Source organism: Mycolicibacter algericus DSM 45454 (genome assembly GCF_002086455.1).
Lineage (GTDB): Bacteria > Actinomycetota > Actinomycetes > Mycobacteriales > Mycobacteriaceae > Mycobacterium > Mycobacterium algericum.
On sequence record NZ_MVHC01000023.1, the window covers coordinates 1 to 22146 of the forward strand.

Genomic DNA, 22146 nt, shown 5'->3' on the forward strand with positions numbered 1-22146 from the left:
CCGGTCGAATCCCGTTGTGCTAGACTACAACTCGTAGTCAAATCATCTCTGACTTACACAGAATTCGTGACAGGCTCGCACCCCGCCGAGGCGATCGAATCCGTAGACATGGCCTTCCAAAAACGCCTCCTGCCCCTGGGTCAAAAACGCTCGATGCGCCGACCGCGCCGAGTACGACAGCCGCATGGTGAACAGCGCGGTCTTGATCTTGACCCCGCCCATCACGACCCATAGGTCATGAAAGTCAACCTCGGCCTCGGCGGCCGGCGGATGGGTCTGCGGCACATAGCCCAGCTCCAACGGCTTGCCGGCCTCGGCAAGGATCTGCGGGCGACGCTTGGCGACGTAGTCACGCACCGTCGAATACGACAGATCACCAGCGCCGTGCTCATCGACCAGCCGGGCCAAAACCCTTCTGGCCGTGTGCCGCTGCTTTCTCGGGGCCTCCAGATCCAAGACCAACATCGCATCGATGGCGGCCTTGAACGGCTCCAGCCGCGGCGCAACCCGCTGCGGGACCTTCCGCTCCGGCGGGATCGCCGAGCCCAACGCCTGGCGTACCGTTCGACGGTGCACCCGGTGCTTATCAGCCAGCGCCCGAATCGACAGGCCCTCAACCCGATCATCGTGACGAATCGCAGCGAACAGCTCCACCCGTGACCTCACCATCTAGTCCCACCTCCACCGTCCAGCAGTCCGGAACATCCGGACACTGACCACGGTCAGGTGGGGCCAAATCAAGCCGTCATAACCGCCCCGGCGTGTCGAGCAGGTGGGGCCAAATCAGACCGTCACAACGACAGCCCGCCGCCACACCAAGTGGGGCCACTTCGAACCGTCCCACTGGGGCCAAATCAGGCTGTCATAGCCATACTTCGACGTCGGCATCTCCAACGGCCCCGTCGAAGCCATCAACGGCCGCCTGGAACACCTACGCGGCATCGCCCTGGGATTTCGCAACCTCAACCACTACATCCTGCGATCCCTGATCCACTCCGGCCAACTTCAAGACCGGATCAACGCACTCTGAAACCGGAAGAGCCATGAAATCGCAGCTGGCTGTTGCCGCGCTGCGTAACGCGCTAGCCCGTCGCGATGATGTCGCTGGATGTGTGCTTCACACCGCCCGCGGGTCGCAATTTCGAAGCAGGAAATTCGTTGCCGCACTCCACCACCACGGCATGATCGCCTCCATGGGCCGCGCTGGGGCCTCCGGGGACAACGCCGCAATGGAGATGCTCTTCAGCCCGCTGCAGAAAAACGTCCTCAACCGCCACCGCAGGGCCATCCGCGAAGACCTGCGGATCGCCCTCGTCACCTGGATCGAACGCACCTAACCACCGCCGCCGGCGGCACCAGATCGCTCTGGGCCGGTTGACCCCAATCGAATACGAAGCCCGTCGCCAATTCATGCAGCAGATCCGTCCGAAGTTGCCGCGTTACGAAAATTCTCGCGTCGACAGTCAGGTCAGGACTTAAACGGTGTGCTCCCGTAGCATGCGGCATTCCCCACATCGAGGGTGCTTTCGCAGATCACCTTCCCGCGAAGGAGGATCCGGACCGTTACCCAATTGTTGGGCCTGGCTTCTGGGCACCACGCTCGTCCATCGCACGCACGGGGGCGCCAATCGGCGCGAACCTCCGCGCCATCTGTGGAGGCGGCGTGAGCGTCAACTACCGTCACGGTGGCTCGCCATGGAAGCGCCGCATTCTCCACTACTTTTCGCTCAGAGAAGTCGAAATACTCAATAGTTGCCGAGGGGACAACATTCGAGAGGACCTCGTACGTGACGTTATCCTCGGCCCGCGCAGCCGGAGCCAAGGCCACGGCAGAAATACCGGTAATCAGAGTTAGCATTAGGAGCTGGATACGAGTCATCGACACTTCCTATAAGTAGCACTATCGAACTCAAGCGTGAACGGCCCGAGGGCCGCAATCCGCAACGCCGACGAGGAAACCGCTGACGCCATACCCACTGCAAACATGGAAACTACGACCCCGCCAATACAACCGCAATCAAGCTATACCCAGTCGTTTCGTTTCGTCGCACGTCTACGCCAAAATCTGTGTAGGAACAATCAGGGATCGCGGCGTACCCTTGCAGTAACATGCCCTTGATCGCGTCAGCTTCGTTCGGGCGAGCGCCTTGCAGCAGAATAGCTTTATCCCCGCTGTAGCCGAGATCTCTTAGCCCAGGAAGTGGGTCAGCGATCGGGACATGTCTCGCCGTATGTTCAACATAGTCATCGGTCGACTTGTTAATAATTTCGGCTGCGTGGGTGACTATCGGGTTATCGGTTAACGGCGCGCAGGAAGTACCGCCACGGGCCGACGCCAATACGGCTTTCACGTCCGCTGCATCCGCAAGAGCCGACGGCGCCAGCACGACACCCCCAGAAAAAACCAGCGCCATCACGAGGACGGACCGGATCGAACCGGTCCGGCGAAAATCCTCCGGCGCCCTCCCCCAACCGCCGAGTAGAACAAGTGATTGCCCTAGCACCCAGCACTCCTTTCTCAACGAATGAATCTACGATGACGCCATGCGGGAAAGTCAAGTAACAGCTTCACGCCATGCGACCGAGGATATGCAGCCTCACTGAGCGAACGCAGAACTCTCCCATCAACACGACCCGTAGCTTAGGCAGACTCGCGTTGCGGTCTCGTCGTAGCCTTTGAACCAAGTCCCTGCCTGCGTCATGATGAATTTGAATTCGCCATGCCCGCAATATGCGCTACTGTCCGGCTTGATCGCACACATCGTTGAATTGTAGGTCACGTAGCTCCGCGGCGGCAGGGTCTGATTGGCCTGCCCGGCGGGAAACTGGATGCCCGCAGTCCAGCCGTAGTGGACCGAACGGTTTCCGTTGAACCAGGCAATGTGGTTGGTTCCAGGGGGCGCACCCGGAATGTCGCCGGCGCACCCAAAGCTTCCCTTATCCCATATGCCGCAGTTGAGTCCAGAGGGCGTCAAGAACCAGATGCCTGGACGGCCCGGAACGACAAACCGATCTGGCTCGAGCTCGTCGTACCACGACGTCATGTGCGACACGTCTGGAAATGGGTCGGCCGGGGCATCGCCAAGCGGTTCCGCACTTCCGGGGGCCACCGTACTGAACACCAATACGAAGGCAGACGCAACGGCCACCCACCACCGCCGACCGCTGATACGGTACCGCATTCTTTGATCCTCCTCTGCTGAGCGGACGCGTTCGGGGCCGGCACCAAATACCGCCGGACAGCCAGAAGAATCGCACGCTCGCCATCTCGGACCGCTTACCGGACTAGCTTCTACCGGCATACGTGCGAACGCTTGATTCTCGTGCCCCAACGTAATACTCGCTTTACCGATGGGCCTGTAAACCAGTCGGGTTGATGACTTTTGATCCCGGCATTCACGTTGGACAGGTGCTGCCACAGCAAGTAGAATTCTTTGGCTTGATAGAGCGGGAAGTAGACGTCGCCGGCGTGGTTAGTGGACTGAGTAAGCGCTTGGGCGCGCGGGGCCAGGAACTCCACGGACTGGTCGATGTTCGCGGTGACTATGTCAGCCTGCTGCTGAAGATCGCCGATGCTATAGTCCCAGTCGGAACCCGCGCCCGAGATTACCCCCGGCCCATTCGGCGTGATCCGGTTGAACTGGAACCTGTCGATCTGGCGCATTAACTCGTCATATTGGCTATTGAACCACTGGCACATCTCCCGTTCGGCGTTGATGTCCGCATCGGTAACGCTTCCCCTCGTTTCGTCATAAGGAAAAGGAAACTTCGGCTCCCAGTTCGACGGCGTCGGAATGACCATCGGCAATGGCTCCGGAGGCCGGGCATAATCGGACGGATCGGCTTGAGCAAAAGGCCCGGTAACGACCACGGCACCGGATAACGCCGTCGTCGCGCATGCCAAGGCGACGATCCAGCGGACAAGGCTTTTTCGCGTCACCATCATGATTTCTCCTTCCCGGAGGGAGCCTATTTCGGCTCGAGCGCGTCGCCGACCCCGCCTACTTCGGTAATTTGCCAATCTCTACTGCTGTCGATCGTCACGCTATACGTTGCCGTCGACTGCAGCGGTTCCGGAGCCTGCGCGGTCTTCGTAAGAACGCTCACAAAAGAGTCGACAATATAGATTTCGCCGGTCACAGTACGAACCTTGGCCGCAAGCGGCCGCGCCGTTGACTCCCAGCGGAGGGGCACCAAGATCTGTTCCATCGAGGTGGCGGCTTTGGCCAGCTTCTCGTTAAGCTCCGGACTCGTCCCTGCCACAAGCTTGACTTTCCACGCATCAAGATCTCGGTAATTCATCGCCGCCGCTTCTACCGCATAATTCAGCGCCACGTTTTCGGCGTGCGTCTTGTTTTCGGATAGCCGGACCTGTTCATCGACCTTGCGTTGCGCTCCAACGTATAGCCAGCCCAACACGCCGACACCGAGGACAAGGGCGGTAATCACCAGAGCAACTGTCAAGCCACGAAGCGAAACCGAGAGCTGCAGCCGTCGGGATCGCTTGCCCTCGGGCTTGTCCGCGGTCGCCGACGGAGCCGCGGTGGGCGTTTCGTCCGCCGGCGCCGAACCAGATGAATCGATCTCGGCGGCGTCAGGTTCGGGGGTGCCCGGTTCGGGATCAACCATCATGCAACTTCCTCAATTCTTGGTGGCGCACAGTCATACTTGGCTCGTCAGTTCTCGGGGATCGTCACGTGCAACGTAATTGCGCCGTCCTCCGGCAGGGCACCTACAATGTTGGCCAGGATCTGGCTAGGGTCGAAGGTCAATAGGGCCCCGGCGATGCCTTTCATTTTCGGCAGAATAGCTTCGCCAATCACTTTCAAATCACCGCCATTATCGTCCAATAGCTTCTGGAACCGGCGCAACAGGTCGCCCATTGTGACCATCCCCTCCGGACCTAATTCCAGACCGCCCGAGGAAAATTCTTGCATGAGCTTCTGAGCAGCTACGGCACTATCATGAATTCCGGGTACCATGTTCGCCAGTGTGGGCCCGACCCACCCGGCATTCTGTAACAGCGTCTGGAAGTTGCTCAGGAGCATTCGCCCGTGGCCGTGCATATCCGCAGCCGTATTTCTCAGCAGCTCGCTAGCATGAGTCAGATTAGGTAGGACCAGGTTCGGATCTGGCAATGCGGCGTCACCTTCAATTAGGATGCGTTCAACCGCCTCGGGGTCTGCCTGGCTGAGCACCCGTCCAACGCTTACTGCGAGCTCGGTTATCGACGGAGGTTGTACTACCGATTCCGTTGCGATGTGCTGGCCGTCGCGCAACATCGGGCCATCCTCACGCCGCGGAACCAGCCCGATGTACGTTTCACCGAGCGCAGACAAGTTTTCGAGCCGCACTTCGGTGTCGGCAGGAACCTGAAAACGGCCGTCAACGTAGAAGTCGACAGTGGCTCCGTCGACGGATGACGCGATATGCCTGACTTTGCCGACTGGCACGCCACGCAGCAGAATATTCGAATCGACAACGAGGCCATTGATATCTGCCACGGTCATGGAGAGATTGATGCGATCAGAAGGTGGCCCAACCCGAACCCCAAGCGCTCCGATATAGCCCACCGCAAACGCGATCATCAAGCCAAACACAACGAATGATAGGAAATCGCGGCCCCTCATGGTGTCGCACCTAAGATCCGTAGCACTTCTTGTACATTCCCGGACAATTCCCGACCGTCAGGCCCGACTATCGACGTAATATTGATCGCCGGATATTTATCTTGAGGGAGGAAGAAATCGGTAAATACTCTGCGCCACGCAGGCCACTCCTCCTCGAATGCCCATTTAGTTTGCTGCATGGCACCAGCCGTTTCGGTGAGGGATCGCAGTAACGGCATCAGCCAGAAACCGCCACTGTAGATACTTCCCGTGGCCGGAAGGAGCGTTCCGACATATGAAAATATCTCCATGAACCGCTGAAAAGCCGTCATGCCTTTCTCGGAGAACATATCCTGGATTACCAGGATCCTGCGGTGCATAACGTCGACCGTTCCGGACACGCCGTCGAGCCATTGGTCGACCAAATTCATGTTGTCCGACAGGTCATCGAGGTCCGCTGCCACTTGAGAAGCCATTTTGCGGATCGCCGCCCGCCCACCCGGCGGCTGGACCCTGTTGATATGGACGATCGTGTTCTGTATGCGCTGAATGGACCCGCTCGACACGAAGTTCGCCATGTTCGCGATGGTGTCCTCCAGTTGCGGAGGAGACGAGGTCTGCGCCAGCGGAATACGGTCGCCCGAACGCAACGCGGGTGCTCCCGGTTGGTCTCGCGGGCGATCGAGGGCGACGTAAATGTCGCCCAAGACCGTGTCTTGCTGCAGCACGGCTTCGATGTTCGACGGCACGGCGACAGCGGGATCGATCCTCGACGTGACGTCGGCGGCGCGGCTTGAGAGTGTCACGCCGGTGACGACGCCCACCGTGGTTCCGTCCATCACCACCTTCGCGCGCTCTGGCAAGTTGAGCGCATTGTCAAATTCGATGGTTATGTCATATCCCCCACGATAGCTATTGCCCGGCTGCGGCAGTGAGCTCACATTGAGCGAGGTACACGAGGAAAGTGCAAGGACACCGGCAACGACCCCGGCCAACCACCACATCGGGGGCTTCATCGGCTCGCCTCACTCAGCACGTACTGCAGTAACGCAACGTCAACCGCGTACGGCTGCCCGGCCACGTCGGCACAGCTGCCAGGCATAGCAGCGTTCATGAAACCGCACTGCGCAAGCCCATCAGGAGTGCGGATGCGGTACAACGGCGGCCGGTACGTAATGTGGAACTCACGGTTGTTGTAGTGATTGGCTATCGTGTTAATCCACCAAGGCACCGGGTTCATGAGATTCGCCAGCCATGGCGCATGTGCACTCAGCTTTCGCACCGCAACCGAGGTTGCATCAAGCATGAACTGGATCTCCTCACCGAGGTTTTGTTCCACGTCGATCGCAGCTAGGAGCATCCCGATAAAACCTCCGATCATGCGGTGCCCACCATCCAACGTTAAAGCGACATCCGACATGTTCTGCTCCGCGTTGAGCAAAATTTCCTTCAACGGCCCTCTGATATCGGTCAGCGCTGAAGTCAGTTGAGCGAGGTTGCTGATAATCGATCCGATGTCGCTGATCGCTTGATCCGGGCTGTCGACCACGGCCGATGACGTGGTCAACAGCTGACTCACGCCGGCCCCGTTGTTGTGGACCGCCTGATCGATCTGGCGGACGACATCGGCCACGTTCGTCGACCCGTCGGGGTTGATCCCGTTGACGAAGGTGGTCGCCGAGCCGATCACTTCGGACAAGCTCTTCGGAGTCCATGACCGGCTAAGCGGAATACACTCACCGGCGACCAAGGACGGTCCGGATTCAACGTTGCCGACAAGCTCCAACGATCGGTCAGCAAGGATCGACGTTGACCTAACGACGGCCTTGACATCGCCCGGCAACGGACGCGGCTCAGTCACATTGAAATCGACACGCACTTCGGTGGAACTGGGACTGATGCGCGTGACTTTACCGACCTCATAGCCCATCCGCGTGACCGGGTTACCAACGTAGAGCCCGACGCTGTCAGGCATGATCGCGCAGTATTCCGAAGCGGACTTTTTTTCCTGCGGCCGACCGCAGGAGGCGCCAGCAGTCATCACTGTCACCGCTGTGAGCATTACCGCGCCGACATCGCAGAGGCGACGCAATCTTGACCGGGCCATTAGCACCCACTCCCCGGTATCGGCATACATAGGTCGGTGGCCAAGAGTTCCGGTGTCGCCTGCTGTGCATCCAGAATCCGTTCGATCTTTCTGCGCCCCAAGCGAATCCCCCGTACGATCACACCATTGCGCTCCGCCCACATTGTCGCTTTCTCGACCCAATCGCGCAGCCTGGTGAGAACCTTATCCCGGTGATTTTGGTAGAAAATAAAGATCGGCGACAGGCTGTCCAAGACATTACCCATGCCCTGAAGCGCCGCAGCGAGACCCTCGCTGTAGAGCGTAATGGTCTGTTCTATAATCGCTACCCTGCGAACGATGTCTTGGAGTTTGTCACTATAATCGTTTAGATCCCGGACATACTCATTAGACAGATCCAGGATGGCACTCACTTGCCCCCGTTGTCTTTCAATCGTCGACATAATCGTATTGCCCGCATCGATAACCGCGGCCACGGAGTCAACGTTGGTGCCGGCCAGTCCCTGCTGCACCTCGTCGAGGGACGCCTTCACGGGCTTCGGGTCGACGTTGTCAGTGATCTTCGTCGCATCGGTCAGGGTCCGTATCAAGCTGTACGGCATTGTTACGCGTTCTACCGGAATAGGCTTAGAGTTTAAGGCGCTACTGCCCAGTGACACGATGTTCACGTAATAGCCCCCGACCACGGTGAGCATGCGGACCTGCACCTGTGACTGATCACCGACGAATGCACTGCCGTCGACCCCTGCTCGAACCCGCACCTGGTTCGCCTCCAATGCCAGATCCTTTACCTTTCCGACGTTGATCCCGGCGATGCGTACCGGATCACCTGGACGGACCGCCGCCGCGTCGTCGGTATAGAAGGTGACGATCTTCTCCCCGGGAGGGTTGACATAGACCATGCCCGTCACGAGCGCCACAATGGTCGCAAGAACAAGAGCACCAGCACCCCACGCAGTTGGGTTACGTAATATTTTCATCGGTTGCACAGCACTACTCTTCGTCCATTGAGGAGCACATCCATTTGCTCCGGCAACTGGGCCCGCCCCCGAGAGCAGGGCAGGGGCGCACCGGCCTCCGGCGGTGGTGGGATATTTTCCCACATGACCGGAACGAGTTTGAAGGCATCTATAAAGTCCTCAAGGTTCGTGAAGGCAACGTCCAGTGCCTCGTCCATGTCGGTACCATTCGGCTCGGAGGCATCTGGGCCGTAGGTGAAATAATCACCACTGTTAATGGCGGACGGGAATCCCAAGTTGGTCAGCAATTGGTCGACCTGACCAGTAAACGACCCGTAGAGATCAGCTTTACGAAACTCGTCCAACGCTTTAGTCAGAATGCCATCCACGGGCCCTTCATTAAGCCAATCCAAAATCTGGGTCAGGTCTTTGCCATGCCCACCCATGGACTCCGAAATATCTTTCAAGTTCTGCATCAACGTCGCAATAACGTGCTCGCGGTCCGATACGAACCGCGTGAGCTTGCGGATGCTGTCCAGCATCGGCGCCAGCCCGCCGCCATCACCCGAGAGATAAGTCGCCGCATTCGTCGTAAAAGTATTTAGCTCCTCAGGGTTGAGTGTCGCAAGCACGGGTTGGAGCCCGTTGAAAAGTGTGGTGACGTCGAAAGAGGGTTGCGTCATCGCGGTGGTCACATGACTGACGAGCTCGGCGCTTGAATAATTCTCCGTGGGGCCCACGACATCCACATATCGCAGACCGGTCAAAGCCTGGTATTTGATCGCAAGTTGAGTGCTGCCGACCACGCCATACCGTTTGTCAAGTGTAAATCCGACCACGGCGAGGCTTTGACCGCCCTTTCGCTCGAGCTCAACCGAGTGGACCTTCCCGACGCGGACTCCTCGGACCCGCACGTCAGCGTCCAGATGCAATCCCGATGCGTCCGTGAAGTCGGCGCTATACGACCGCGTATCCGCCGCTACGGGCTGCCTAATGACATTGGCAATCAAGATCAACAGGACGATAGCGACCGCCCCGCTGATAGCGAGTCGCCAAAATGCGGCTCTGGGCTTCATCAGGGCGCACCGACGGCTGCTAGCGGCGCCGCAATACCTGGAAGGCTGTCAAGGACAATACGAACCTGCATGGCCCGCTGCTCAGGACCGCCTTCGTACATCTTTTCAATCCGGGAACGCAGTTCCACGAGCATCTCCGAAATCCCCACGGGCCTAATCAACGATGGCACGACATCGGTCAGAGCAGTGATACTGTCCACCACGGGCAACAAATCCTCCGTATGCGAGTACTCTAGCTTGCCTATAGCTCCAAAAAGGTTGTCCGCTACGAAGCTCATGAATGGCTCGATAATATCTGAGTATTCGTGCTCAGTGGCGTTCCATACACCCCTACCTAATTTATTAGTACCGTGCGTCACCGCGTAGCTGGCATCGAGCAGCGCATCGGTAAACGATGGGAACGCCACGCTCACCCCCGTCGTATTTCTCAAAAGTTGCTCGGTACTCACCGTTTGCGTGTCGGCAAGCGCATTCGCCGAGATGATCATGGTCTCGATCAGCGGATTCAACGCATCGGTGTACCGAGTGGCCTTGTCGACCACCTGGATCAGCCGCGTGGTTAACGTACCTGTGGCAAGTCTTCCAAGGCGGGACAGCAGCGCTTGAAGCGCAAAGTTCCCCTTCGGCGCGATCTGCAGGTGGATGCCATCGTGGAGTGGGCTGCCACCCTCCCGTGCGATCAGATTGATACCAGTCACGCCGAAATAGTTAATGGGCCGGAAATCTATATCCAACGCGTCAGTTAATCCCGCTATCGGCGCTTTCTGCAGATCAGCATTGAGGCGGACGCCTCCGCCGGGCAAATTGGCAACGGCCGTGACGGCCCCGACCTTTACGCCGTGCAGGACCAGTTCCGTACCCTTGGCGACCCCCGGCCCGATGTACGGCGTCTGGATGCTGACAGAAATTTCGTCAGCCGATCGACCTCCGAAGGGTTTGAACACCATCACCAGGCCGGCGACGAACGCAGCACAGAGCACGAGCACTGCGCCGACGGTGGTCAGCGCTCGCTTCTCAGCTTCTTCCGAGCCGTGCAGTAGCATGCCCGCTCACCTAACCTTTGAATACGAAGACTGGATGAAGGCCCCACAGCGCCACGGTCATTATCAAGTCCAAGACGATGATGGCGATCAAGCTCGTCCGCACAGCACGACCTGATGCTTGACCTACACCAACCGGACCACCTGAAGCAAAGTATCCGTAATAGCAGTGGATCAAGGTGACCGCTGCACAGAAGACAGCTATTTTCAGCACTGAGTACGACAGATCTCTCGGCGTCAAGAATTCGACAAAATAGTGATTATATGTACCGCCTGGCTGATTGTGGAAGACCCGGATAACGAGGTCCATCACGACGAAGTTAGCGATCAGCGCCACGAGGAACCCCGGCACCACGCAGGTCATGGCCCCGACCAGTCGAGTGCCAACCACAAACGGTATCGACCTGAGGCCCAACGCTTCCAAGGCGTCGATCTCTTCGGCGATACGCATCGCACCTATCTCGGCTGTCATCCGGCACCCCGCTTGCCCGGCGAAAGCGACAGCGGCCACGATAGGCCCGATCTCTCGAACCCCTCCGATCCCACCAACAATCCCCGACAGGCCACCAAATCCAATGATGTTCAAGACGGAAAACGCTTCAACGGCTAGCGAAGCGCCGACCGCGATGCCGAGGAGCAGCAGTACGCTTACCGCCCCACCATCCACGATGAGCGAACCCCTGCCCCATGCCAGGCTATTCATCTGCTGCAATGTTTGCCGGCGATATTTAATAACCGCCACCGGCACGGCACTGAAGACCTTGGCAATAAACACCACCCAGTGGCCGACGTTATGGAATAGCCCGCCGATCGGCTGCACTGCCGCGGTTGCCAATCGAGTGCTGAAATAAGCGCTCGGTGCTGCTACATGGCGTCCGTCAGTCACTACGCCACCGCCATGGGAGCAAACATCGACTGCAACTGTGTTATCGCGAGGTTCGCGAAGACTATCCAAACAACATTGACCACGACCGATGAATTAACGGCGTCCGCTACACCGCGCGGGCCACCCTTCGCCTCCATCCCACGTAGCGATGAAACGATCCCCACGATTACCGCAAAAACGAGCGTCTTGCCGATGGCGAACCATATGTCCACCAGCTTCGCGAACGTGCCAAACGACATCCAGAAACTTCCAGGGGCCACGTCGGATGCCCCCACTGCCATCAAAAATGACGACGCAGTTCCGGACACGATAATTAATATGCAGAGAATAGGCGCGATCAATAGCAGTGCGAGAAAACGCGGCACGACTAACTGCCGGACCGGGTCGACACCCATGACCCGCATGGCGTCGAGTTCCTCGCGGATGGCGCGCGCGCCAAAGTCCGAGGCGATCGCCGCTGCCGCAGCCCCCCCCAACAGCAGCCCCGCGGTCATCGGCGCTCCCTGCCGAACGACACCTACCCCGGCGGCTGCACCAAGCAGCGAAGTTGCCCCCAGTTGATTGACAAGCCCCGACGTCACCACGGTGACGATTGCACCGATCGGAATGGCCATCAGCAGCGCGGGCGTCGCCGTTACTTTAAATAAGATCCACGCCTGCACAACCACGTCGCCGACCGCCAGCCTCAAGGAAACGACATCGGCGACGATGTAGCGCAGCACGTCGACAAAAAGCTGCAGACCGCGGCCGGTCGTGGCTGCCGTCCGCCGCGGAATCATGCCCACATGCCGCGCAGCGCGGCGCGGGTGGGTATCAAGGCCTCGGAGCAATGCGCGCACGTTGCTCCGACCCACCTCGCTCGAGCCCGTCGTGCTGGATTCCAAAGTCAGGCCATCCTGCAGTTGGTCGTTGTCGACGCTGGTGGTCATAAGGCACCGCCAGGATGGTCGTGGGAACGGGCGTACCCCGGTGGGCCAACGGGGATCGGCATTAGCAGCAGCGGGCTAGCCTGCATGCCAATAGCCTTGCTGGAAGGGTCGATCCCCGTACTGCCCGGCGCGGCCGAACCGCCTTCGCGAGATGTCGTTGGCACCATCCATTTGAGTCCGGGCCATGGGCCCGTGCTCGCCCAGCGTTGACGGGCCCCCGCCGCCGGCGCCCACCATCCGGGGGTAGGCGTAGCTCGCCCGGCGTGGCGGTTTCGGTGTCGGATCCGATCCAACGGCGGATCTGGTCTGGAGCCACGATCGCATGAAACGTCCCCCTGCTGCTGGCACGCCCGCGGGCGCACTGTGATGGCCGTCACGCTACTCGTGACGATGTGACCTAAATCAGTTATTTGGTTGGACGATTACACTAGATGAGGGGCCTGCGGTTGACAAGCCGAGATTGCTCGAACTTCAGACGATCCCTGTTATGCCCCATCGGCGCTGGTCACCGGGACGGCCAGGCTCGATCCCCCGGTCTGCGCGAGGACGCAGGCACGAGCCTCCTTCCCTGGTCGAGACGGCGCTCGTCTGCGGGCTCGCCTCGATTCGCGGGGCCGTCCCGCTCGGTTTGCAGGCCACAATAAGGTATATAGTTATAGCATTTACCAGAAGATGACGGCGAGGGAGATGGCTTTGGCAAGAAACCCAGCGGCTCGTACCTTGAAAGATCGAGTGGTCGTCGTCACCGGCGCCAGCCGCGGCATCGGCCGCGACATCGCGGTCCGGGTCGCGTCCGACGGCGCGAGCGTGGCGTTGTTGGCCAAGACCCAAACACCTAATCCCAAGATCGCGGGCACTCTGGCTGAGACCGCCGATGCGGTGCGGGCTGCGGGTGGCCGTGCCCTACCCCTGGTGTGCGACGTGCGTGACGCCGCCGGGGTGCAGCAGGCGGTGACTGCTGCGGCCGAAGAGTTCGGTGGCATCGACATCGTGATCAACAACGCGGGCGCGCTGGACCTGCGACGCACCCCCCAGTTGCCTGCCAAGAACTTCGCCCGGCTGCTGGAGATAAACGTGCAGGGCCCGTTCGCGGTCGTTCAGGCCGCATACCCACACCTACGCCGGTCCACCAACGCCCACATCGTGAACGTGTCACCACCGTTGAACCTGGATCCCGCCTGGCTCGGTGCCCACGCCGGGCACACGGTCGGCAAATACGCCGAGAGTCTGTTGACGTTGGGTTGGGCCGCGGAGTTCGCTTCGGTGCCCATCGCTGTCAACTCGTTGTGGCCGGCCACCACGGTGGCCAGCACCGGGATGATGGTCGCGATGGGCGAGGACACGGTGCGGGCGCAGGCGCGTAGCCCGCGAATCATGGCCGACGCGGTGCACGCCCTGGTCACCCGCCCCGCCGAGGACTGCAGCGGCCATTTCTACACCGATGAACAGGTATTGCGTGACGAGGGCATCGATGACCTGGCGCAGTACCGGCTCGCCGCCCGCGAAGAAGACCTGACCGGAAACTTCTATCTAGCGTCCACCCCGCTACCGACGGTGTAGGCCGGCTACTGAGATGACCACCTTGACGACTTCCTTCGAGGCGCTGTGCGTGAACGAACCCGAACTGGCTAAGTTGCGGGAATCGGTCCGTGAATTTTTGCGCGCTGACCGCGACGAGTTCGGCTGGTCACCGGCCGTGGACTCATGGCTGGGCGGCTGGGATCCCGAATTCAGCGCCCGGTTGGGTGACGCCGGATTTGTCGGCCTGACCATTCCGCAGTCATACGGCGGCCACGGGCTGGGACACCTGCACCGCTACGTGGTGACCGAGGAGCTACTGGTGCAGGGAGCTCCGGTAGCCGCGCACTGGACCGCCGATCGCCAGGTCGCACCCGGGCTGTTGACATACGGCAGCGAGGAACAGCGACAACGACTGCTGCCGCGCATCGCCGCGGGTCGGTTCTACTCGTCGATCGGGATGAGCGAGCACGGCGCCGGCTCTGATCTAGCGGCCGTAGAGAGTAGGGCCACCCAGACCGAAGGCGGCTGGCTGCTCAGCGGCACGAAGGTGTGGACCAGCGGCGCACACCTGGCCCATCAGGTCGTCGTGCTGGCCCGCACCAGCCCGGCCGATCCGGAACGTCGCCACGCCGGGTTCAGTCAGTTCCTGGTGCCCTGCGAGGCCGACGGCGTTCGGATCGAGCCGGTCGTGCTGATGTCGGGCGAGCATCACTTCAACGAGGTCACGTTTGACGAGGTGTTTGTGTCCGATGCCGATGTATTCGGCAAGATCGGAGACGGCTGGCATCAGGTGACATCCGAATTGTCGTTCGAACGCAGTGGGTCCGAACGGATCCTGTCCACCGCGCCGCTGATCATCGCCGCAATCCGGGTACTGGGCTGCGGTCGGGCTCCCGACGACCGCACCGCCGCCGACATCGGCGACCTGGTGGCCCGGCTGATCTCATTGCGCCAGCTGTCTATTTCGGTCGCCCGCACGCTGGCCGACGGCGGGGACGCCGCCAACCAGGCCGCCTTGGTCAAAGACCTCGGCACCCGGTTCGAGGAGGAATCGGTCGGCGTGGTCGCCGACCTCCTCGACCAGACAGCTCACAACCCGGAGCTGGCGCGGATGCTCGCCGCCGGGTTTCTACACAAGCCGATGTTCACCCTGCGCGGCGGCACCAACGAAGTGCTGCGCGGCGTGGTGGCCCGGGGAATGGGGTTGAGGTGAGCGCACTTAGCGGCGGGATTTTCGACTCGAGCCGTCCGGACGATGACACCGCCGAGTTACGTGAGCTGGTCGACAACATTGGCCGACGGTCCTTCGAGGCACGGCAGGGCCAACGCGGCGTGCCGGACCAATTCGACGGCGACCTGTGGCAAGCCCTGGAAGACACCGGGCTGGCGCGACTGACAAGTACCCCGGACCTGGACGCCGGGCCGGTCGAGTCCGCGGTGGTGCTCTACGGCCTGGCCCGCTACGCGGGTGCCGTCCCCATCGCCGAGACGGACCTGCTGGCGGCGTGGCTCGCACAGCGGGCCGGCATCGAGCTTCCGCGTGGGCCATTGACCGTTGCGATCGCCGACGCCCATCATGCCGGCGGCCGGGTGAGCGGCGTGGCACGGGATGCACCGTGGACGCGAACGTGTGCGGCACTGCTGTTGGCCGCCCGCATCGGCGACGAAGTGCGAGTCGGCATCCTCGACGCCAATGATCCGGAGACACGCATCGAACTGCACGCAAGTCACAACCTCGCCGGCGAACCACGCGATCGCGTCACCTTCGACGTCCCTGCCGATCGACTGGCAGCTGTCGACCCGGCTGTTGCCGACGAGTTGGTGCGGCGCGGCGCCTGGGCCCGCTGTGCGCAGATCGTCGGCGCGCTCGATGCGGCAGCCGCGCTGTCGGTGGACCACACCCGCGAGCGGGTCCAGTTCGGTCGCCCGCTCTGCAGGTTTCAGGCGGTACAGCACGCGCTGGCCTCAATGGCCGGTGACATCGAACGCGCCCGCGCGGCGACCACCCTGGCGGTTGCCGCGGCCGCCGATTACGGCTTCGACGCCACACAAACGGATTTCGCGGTTACGGTCGCCAAGGTCACAGTTGGCCGGGTAACCGGCGCGGTCACTACGACTGCCCACCAATTACATGGTGCGATCGGCGTCACCGTGGAACATCCCCTCTGGCTGGCGACCATGCGGGCACAAAGCTGGGTTGCCGACTACGGCAGTACCGCACATTATGCACAGCAGCTGGGACGGGCGGCTTTAGCGGCACACAACCCATGGGACGTAGTTATCGGCAAAAACGCCTAGTGAGAAATGTTATCAAAAGGAGGATTCGTGGCAGAAAAGAAATTCGAAGGTGCGTCGGCCATCATCAGTGGCGGCGCGGGCGGCTTGGGTGAGGCGACGGTTCGGCGCCTGCATGCCGAAGGCCTTGGCGTCGTTATCGCCGATCTGGCCGAAGACAAGGGCAAGGCGCTGGCCGACGAGCTGGGCAGCCGAGCCGCCTTCGTGCGCACCGACGTCACCAGCGATGACAGCGTGCTGGGCGCGATCGAGCAGGCCAGCCGACTGGGAGTGCTGCGCTACGCGGTGGTCGCGCAGGGCGGCTTCGGCGTAGCACAGCGCATCGTCGGAAGAGATGGCAGCCCAGCAGATTTCGGCGGATTCGCCAAGACGATTGATCTGTACCTCAACGGGACGTACAACATGGCCCGCTTGGTGGCGGCGGCGGTGACCAAGGCCGAGCCGGGCGAGGATGGCGAGCGCGGAGCGCTGGTACTCACCGCTTCCATCGCCGGCTACGAGGGACAGATCGGGCAAACCGCCTACGCCGCAGCCAAAGCCGGCGTCATCGGGCTCACCATCGCCGCGGCCCGCGATCTGAGTTCGGCGGGCATCCGCGTGAACACCATTGCGCCCGGGACCATGAAGACCCCGATCATGGAGTCCGTCGGCGAGGAGGCGATTGCCAAGTTCGCAGCCAATGTGCCGTTTCCTCGTCGACTCGGCACACCCGCCGAGTTCGCAGACGCCGCAGCATTCCTGCTGAGCAATGGCTACGTCAATGGTGAGGTGATGCGCCTCGACGGCGCGCAGCGCTTCACCCCGAAGTAAGAAGCGCTCCTGGATGTCTCGGGCTGGCGGCGCCCTGCCGCCGCCAGCCCGGGTCTCGACGCACCTTCTACTGAGAAACCGACTATATGGTTCTCGGATTGAAAAATGTCCATGTCGTCGTCACCGGCGGCACGAGGCGGAATGGATCCCGACGCCGCGGTCGACGACGCCGCGGTCCGGCAGGAGATGTTCGGCGACGCGTTGGGCCAGTTGGGCCGGGCCGTCTGCCAAACGAGATCGCGCCGATGATCACCGTGCTGGGTTCGCGCCGCAACACCTAATCCCACCCGGGCCGACCTCCACGTGGACGGCGGCTCGGACCCTCGATCGGCCACAATGGCGGCCGTCTGCCTGCAGGTCCGGGTGCTTCCAGGTCGCGATCGCCGCTCCTTCCCGATAAACCACTCAACGGTAGCCGCAGACCAGTTCACGGGGGCCGCGCAGGAGCGGAATTCGATGTGTCGGACTTGTAGGACTTCCTTTCACCAACTGTCAACGATCCAGACGGTCGAATTATCAAAATAGTTGTATGATTCGAAACTGTTGGCGTAGCATCCTTCCGTAGGTCATACCGGCTAACCGGACTCGATCAGCCTCCACGGGGACCCTCCACCTCAATCAGCGGGAACGAGAGGAACAGGTCATCATGGCTCTACTCGATGGTCGGGTCGTTTTCATTACCGGCGCCGCACGCGGCCAGGGCCGGTCGCACGCGATCATGTGTGCCGAACAAGGCGCCAATATCGTGGGCGTCGACATCTGCGAAGATCTCGACGTGGTGCCCTACAAGCTGGGCACTGCCGAGCAGCTGGAGGAAACCGCGCGTTTCGTGGAGAAGACGGGGCAGGAAATGCTCTTCCACCAGGCTGACGTGCGTGACAAGGCTGCCCTGCAGAAGGCGTTCGACGCCGGGGTGGAGCAGTTCGGTCATATTGACACGGTGATCGCCAACGCCGGTGTGATCCTGTCGAACGCCGACGAGCGCGACGCCTCCGAAGCCCTGCGGTTAGGTATCGACGTTATGCTGGTCGGTGTCTGGAACGCCTTCCAGGTCGCTATTCCCCACCTCAAAGAACGAGGGGCCGGCGGAAACCTGATTGCGACCAGTTCCATGGCGGCGCTGCTGGACCTCACCGACGGGCGTGGTGGCAGCGATGCCTACCTGATGTCCAAGCTCGCGATCACCGGTCTGGTCCGGGCATATGCGAACTTTCTTGCACCCGAACGCATCCGGGTCAATGCCGTAGCCCCGACCAACTGCGCGACACCGATGGTCACCGAGAATCCGGCACTGTTCAAGGTGATCGAGGAGAACCCGCACCTGGTCAATGCGATGCAGACTGCGTTGCCCGACTATCCGATGATCGAGCCGAAAGACGTCAGCAACGCCATCCTGTTCCTGATCTCCGACCTGGGTCGATCATTTACCGGAAGCGTGCTCAAGATCGACGCCGGTATGGACGTCCGGCGATGACGATAGATTACGGAATTGCCGGCAAATCGGCGCTGATCGTCGGAGGCAGCAAAGGCATCGGCTTCGAGGTGGCCAAACTATTGGCCGCTGAAGGATGCCGGGTGGCGGTGGTGGCACGAACCAAGGCAGACGTCGACGCCGCGGTGGAAACGATTCGCACCGCGGGAGGCACAGCAATCGGCGTCTGTGCTGACATCAGCCAGTCGCAGGAGGTGGACGAGGCCGTCCGCCAAATTGCCATCGAGTTGAGCCCACCCCTGATCGTCGTGGGTCAGACCAAATATCAACGGCCCGGCGACTTCGCCGACATCACTGACGCCGACATCTATCGTGAGTCGTTCGAGCTGCACACGATGAGCCAGATCTTTTTGTTGCGGGCCGTGCTGCCAGGTATGCGGGAAGCGGGTTGGGGCCGGTTCGTCCACGTCGGGTCGGCCACCGCGAAGGAGCCGGCGGGGAACATCCATCACGCGGTCGCCAACACCAGTCGGCCATCGACAGTCGGCCTGCTCAAAACGGTCTCCGACGAATACGCTCGGTTCGGTATCACCGTGAACACCGTTGCGCCCGGCTGGATTGAAACCGACAACGCCATCGCCTACCTCGAGCAGAATTTCGGGGCCGGAACCCAGGAACAACGGCGCGAATTCATGCTGACTCAGGCACGGGTGCCGGCAGGTCGGATGGGTAAACCGTCCGAGATCGCCTCTCTAATCGCCTATCTGTGTTCCGAACCAGCCGGTTATATCACCGGCAACTGGATCGAGGTCGACGGCGGGCTGCACCGGTCCGCTTTCTGACCGCCGCGAAGCGGTGCCCCGGAAAAACCAAGATGGAGAAGAGATTTGATAAGCACCCAGCAGGAAGGCCGGCCCGACAGCCACGGCGCCCCCGTACTCACCTATGCCACTTTGCCAATGGCTGCCGATCGCGGTGCCGGGTGGAAAGCCGTGCGCGATGCAGGCCCCGTAGTGTTCATGGACGGCTGGTATTACCTGACGCGCCGCGATGACGTTCTCGCCGCGCTCCGCAATCCCGAGTTGTTCTCGTCGAAGAAGGCATTCGACGTACTGGGCAGTCCGCTTCCGCTGGTACCCATTGCGTTTGACCCACCCGAACACACCCGGTTCCGCAGGATTCTGCAGCCTTTCTTCAGCCCGAGCACGCTGAGTGAGACCCTGCCGGCGCTGCAGCAACAGGCGGTCGACATCATCACTGAGGTAGCCGGCAAGGGTGGCTGTGACGTGATGGCCGACATCGCGATTCCCTATCCTTCGCAGGTGTTCCTGACGCTGTTCGGCCTCCCACTGGCCGATCGCGAGCGCCTGATCGGATGGAAAGATGCCGTGATCGCCCTGGCCGACCGGCCCACTCTCGACGGCGTCGACCTCACCCCGGCGCTGGAGTTGTTCACCTACTTGACCGAAGCCATCAACGAACGCCGGCAGAACCCCCAGCGCGATATCTTGTCGCAGGTGCTCACCGGCGAGGACGCGCTCGACGATGCCGAGGCTATCGGCCTCAGCTATCTGTTCGTCCTGGCAGGATTGGACACCGTCACCTCCGCGATGGGGTCAGCATTGCTGGAACTCGCGCGTAACCCCCAATTGCGCGCTGTGCTACGTGACGATCCCGCACAAATCAAGGTCTTCGTCGAGGAGATCGTCCGACTTGAAGCTCCGGCACCGATCGTGCCTCGAGTGACCACCGACACCGTCACCGTGGCCGGCGTGACGCTGCCCCCGGAATCGCAGGTACGGCTATGCCTGGCCGCGATCAACCGCGACGACAGCGACGCGATATCCGCCAACGAGATCGTTATGGACGGCAAAGTACACCGCCACTGGGGATTCGGCGGCGGTCCGCACCGCTGCCTAGGCTCCCATCTGGCGCGTATGGAGTTGACGCTGATCGTCGAGGAATGGCTGCGGCAGGTCCCCGAGTTCGAACTGGCGCCCGGCTATGTTCCGGAGATCATCTTCCCGGCGCAGACCTTCGCACTCGCTACGTTGCCCCTGCGCTATGGCTGATCATTGGAGTACTTCGTAATCAGGTCGCGCTTGTACAGTTTGCCCGCATCGGTGCGTGGCAGCTGCGACTGAAACGAGATCGACCGCGGACACTTGTAGTGCGCCAAGCGATCCCGCAACCACGCCAGGAGTTCGTCGGCGAACTGCTCGGTGGCCTCGGCAGGGTCAACAGTCTGCACTACGCCTTTGACGCTTTGGCCCATCTCGAGATCGGGGATGCCGAACACCGCCGCATCGAGAACCTTCGGGTGGGTGACCAGCAGATCCTCGGCCTCCTGGGGGTAGATGTTGACTCCGCTGGAAATGATCATGTGGTGGCGCCGGTCGGTCAGGAACAGATAACCGTCCTCATCGAGATAGCCGACGTCGCCCACCGTCACCCAGCCGTGGGTGTCGCGTGATGCCGCCGTCTTGGCCTCGTCTTTGAGATATTCGAACGGATGACCGCCCTCGTAGTAGATTTCGCCGACTTCTCCGGGCGGCAACTCGGCACCCTCATCATCGAGAATATGCGGCACACCGACCAATGGCCGTCCCACCGAACCGGGGCGGGCCAGCCAGTCTTCGGCCCGGATGAACGAGGCGCCGACCGCTTCGGAGGCAGCGTAGTACTCGTCGATGATCGGGCCCCACCAGTCGATCATCTGACGTTTGATCGCCATCGGGCACGGCGCCGCTGCGTGCACCACCCGCCGCAGGCTGGACACGTCATAGGAAGCACGCACGGATTCCGGCAGCTTCAGCATGCGCACAAACATCGCCGGGACGAACTGGCCGTGCGTGACGCGGTAGCGCTCGATGCACGCCAGCGCCTGCTCGGGGTCGAACCTCTCCATCACGACGGTGGTGGCACCAAGCGCCTGCACGGTCATCGACCAGAAAGACGGGGCGGTGTGATAGAGCGGCGCAGGACTCAGATATACCGCGTCGCCGGTAATCCCGACCGCATCCATCAACGGCATCAAGATGTCGGGCGCCTCGGCCGGGGAAAGGTGGGGCAGCGGGCGACGGATACCCTTGGGCCGCCCGGTAGTCCCCGACGAGCAGCAGGACCTTCGGAATGCGGCCCGGGAGGTGCTCGGCGAGATTTTCGCACACGTTACGTGTAGCCCGCGATCCGATCACAGCGGTGGCCCCGCTGTTGTCGACGATGTAGGCGGCTTCGGCGGCGGTCAGATTGGGTATTGATCAGAGCGTAGTACAGGCCGCTGCGCCGCGCGGCCCACATAACCGAATGGGCGATTCATTGTTCTCCAGGGTTGTGGCCACGATATCCCCTTCGCGAAGCCCGGCCTCGCGGAGGTAGTGCGCCAACCGGTTGGCACGGGCCTCCAGCTCCGCGAAACCGATCACCGTTCCCGATGGATGAACGATGATGGCGGGCCTATCGGAGTCGGCGTATTCGCGGATCTGCATCGTCTCACCTTATGG

At 61.2% G+C, this 22146-nt stretch carries 18 protein-coding genes and 4 pseudogenes; 9 read left to right on the forward strand and 13 right to left on the reverse strand.

Features of this window, described 5'->3' with window-relative positions; translation table 11 throughout:
• Window positions 1-66: 66 nt before the first annotated feature.
• Window positions 67-666, reverse strand: a pseudogene (locus tag BST10_RS17120) (IS21 family transposase); the annotation flags it as partial.
• 205 nt (window positions 667-871) lie between these two features.
• Here BST10_RS17120 and BST10_RS17125 point away from each other — a divergent pair.
• A pseudogene (locus BST10_RS17125) lies at window positions 872-1030 on the forward strand (transposase); the annotation flags it as partial.
• A 13-nt stretch (window positions 1031-1043) separates the two neighbouring features.
• Window positions 1044-1479 (forward strand): annotated as a pseudogene (locus BST10_RS17130) (hypothetical protein); the annotation flags it as partial.
• 512 nt (window positions 1480-1991) lie between these two features.
• Here BST10_RS17130 and BST10_RS17140 read toward each other — a convergent pair.
• The 11 genes from BST10_RS17140 to BST10_RS17190 form a co-directional block, all read right to left on the reverse strand.
• Window positions 1992-2414 carry a hypothetical protein gene (locus BST10_RS17140; protein WP_205277458.1) on the reverse strand — a complete coding sequence of 141 codons (423 nt, stop codon included), beginning with the start codon at window positions 2412-2414 and terminating at the stop codon, window positions 1992-1994.
• Between the two features lie 878 nt (window positions 2415-3292).
• Window positions 3293-3943 carry a hypothetical protein gene (locus tag BST10_RS17145; protein WP_371869208.1) on the reverse strand — a complete coding sequence of 217 codons (651 nt, stop codon included), beginning with the start codon at window positions 3941-3943 and terminating at the stop codon, window positions 3293-3295.
• Window positions 3944-3969: 26 nt separating this feature from the next.
• A complete protein-coding gene (locus BST10_RS17150; protein ID WP_083039295.1) occupies window positions 3970-4632 on the reverse strand; it encodes a hypothetical protein in 663 nt (220 codons plus the stop codon).
• Window positions 4633-4676: 44 nt separating this feature from the next.
• Window positions 4677-5630, reverse strand: coding sequence for an MlaD family protein (locus BST10_RS17155; protein WP_083039297.1), 954 nt, complete (start codon window positions 5628-5630; stop codon window positions 4677-4679).
• Window positions 5627-6625 carry an MlaD family protein gene (locus BST10_RS17160; protein ID WP_083039299.1) on the reverse strand — a complete coding sequence of 333 codons (999 nt, stop codon included), beginning with the start codon at window positions 6623-6625 and terminating at the stop codon, window positions 5627-5629. The genes BST10_RS17155 and BST10_RS17160 overlap by 4 nt, the downstream gene beginning before the upstream one ends.
• Complete coding sequence (locus BST10_RS17165; protein ID WP_371869079.1) at window positions 6622-7716, reverse strand: MlaD family protein; 1095 nt, start codon at window positions 7714-7716, stop codon at window positions 6622-6624. Before BST10_RS17165 ends, BST10_RS17160 begins: the two co-directional genes overlap by 4 nt.
• Window positions 7716-8675: an MlaD family protein gene (locus BST10_RS17170; protein WP_083039303.1), complete on the reverse strand. Its 960-nt coding sequence runs from the start codon at window positions 8673-8675 to the stop codon at window positions 7716-7718. Before BST10_RS17170 ends, BST10_RS17165 begins: the two co-directional genes overlap by 1 nt.
• A complete protein-coding gene (locus tag BST10_RS17175) occupies window positions 8672-9733 on the reverse strand; it encodes an MlaD family protein (protein ID WP_083039306.1) in 1062 nt (353 codons plus the stop codon). Before BST10_RS17175 ends, BST10_RS17170 begins: the two co-directional genes overlap by 4 nt.
• Window positions 9730-10773, reverse strand: a complete 1044-nt coding sequence (locus BST10_RS17180) for an MlaD family protein (RefSeq protein ID WP_083039308.1) — start codon at window positions 10771-10773, stop codon at window positions 9730-9732. The genes BST10_RS17175 and BST10_RS17180 overlap by 4 nt, the downstream gene beginning before the upstream one ends.
• Before the next feature lie 10 nt (window positions 10774-10783).
• On the reverse strand, window positions 10784-11656 hold the full coding sequence (locus BST10_RS17185; protein ID WP_083039310.1) for an MlaE family ABC transporter permease: 873 nt from the start codon (window positions 11654-11656) through the stop codon (window positions 10784-10786).
• Window positions 11656-12585, reverse strand: coding sequence for an ABC transporter permease (locus tag BST10_RS17190; protein WP_083039312.1), 930 nt, complete (start codon window positions 12583-12585; stop codon window positions 11656-11658). The genes BST10_RS17185 and BST10_RS17190 overlap by 1 nt, the downstream gene beginning before the upstream one ends.
• 687 nt (window positions 12586-13272) lie before the next feature.
• Between BST10_RS17190 and BST10_RS17195 the strand changes: the two genes are divergently transcribed.
• The 7 genes from BST10_RS17195 to BST10_RS17225 all read left to right on the forward strand — a co-directional run bounded on the left by BST10_RS17195 (window position 13273) and on the right by BST10_RS17225 (window position 20715).
• Window positions 13273-14145: an SDR family oxidoreductase gene (locus BST10_RS17195; protein ID WP_083039314.1), complete on the forward strand. Its 873-nt coding sequence runs from the start codon at window positions 13273-13275 to the stop codon at window positions 14143-14145.
• A 22-nt stretch (window positions 14146-14167) separates the two neighbouring features.
• A complete protein-coding gene (locus BST10_RS17200; protein WP_109559563.1) occupies window positions 14168-15319 on the forward strand; it encodes an acyl-CoA dehydrogenase family protein in 1152 nt (383 codons plus the stop codon).
• Window positions 15316-16404, forward strand: a complete 1089-nt coding sequence (locus BST10_RS17205; RefSeq protein ID WP_083039317.1) for an acyl-CoA dehydrogenase family protein — start codon at window positions 15316-15318, stop codon at window positions 16402-16404. The genes BST10_RS17200 and BST10_RS17205 overlap by 4 nt, the downstream gene beginning before the upstream one ends.
• Window positions 16405-16410: 6 nt before the next feature.
• The gene (locus BST10_RS17210; protein WP_083039319.1) at window positions 16411-17211 is read left to right on the forward strand and encodes an SDR family oxidoreductase; all 801 of its coding nucleotides are present in this window, start codon (window positions 16411-16413) and stop codon (window positions 17209-17211) included.
• Between the two features lie 646 nt (window positions 17212-17857).
• Window positions 17858-18685 (forward strand): mycofactocin-coupled SDR family oxidoreductase, encoded by an 828-nt coding sequence (locus tag BST10_RS17215; protein ID WP_083039321.1) that lies wholly within the window; start codon window positions 17858-17860, stop codon window positions 18683-18685.
• 2 nt (window positions 18686-18687) lie between these two features.
• Window positions 18688-19485 carry an SDR family oxidoreductase gene (locus BST10_RS17220; protein ID WP_083039393.1) on the forward strand — a complete coding sequence of 266 codons (798 nt, stop codon included), beginning with the start codon at window positions 18688-18690 and terminating at the stop codon, window positions 19483-19485.
• Window positions 19486-19602: 117 nt separating this feature from the next.
• Window positions 19603-20715 carry a cytochrome P450 gene (locus BST10_RS17225; RefSeq protein WP_109559557.1) on the forward strand — a complete coding sequence of 371 codons (1113 nt, stop codon included), beginning with the start codon at window positions 19603-19605 and terminating at the stop codon, window positions 20713-20715.
• Here the strand turns inward: BST10_RS17225 and BST10_RS17230 are convergent.
• A pseudogene (locus BST10_RS17230) lies at window positions 20706-22131 on the reverse strand (AMP-binding protein). The gene BST10_RS17225 and the pseudogene BST10_RS17230 overlap by 10 nt on opposite strands.
• Between the last annotated feature and the right edge of the window lie 15 nt (window positions 22132-22146).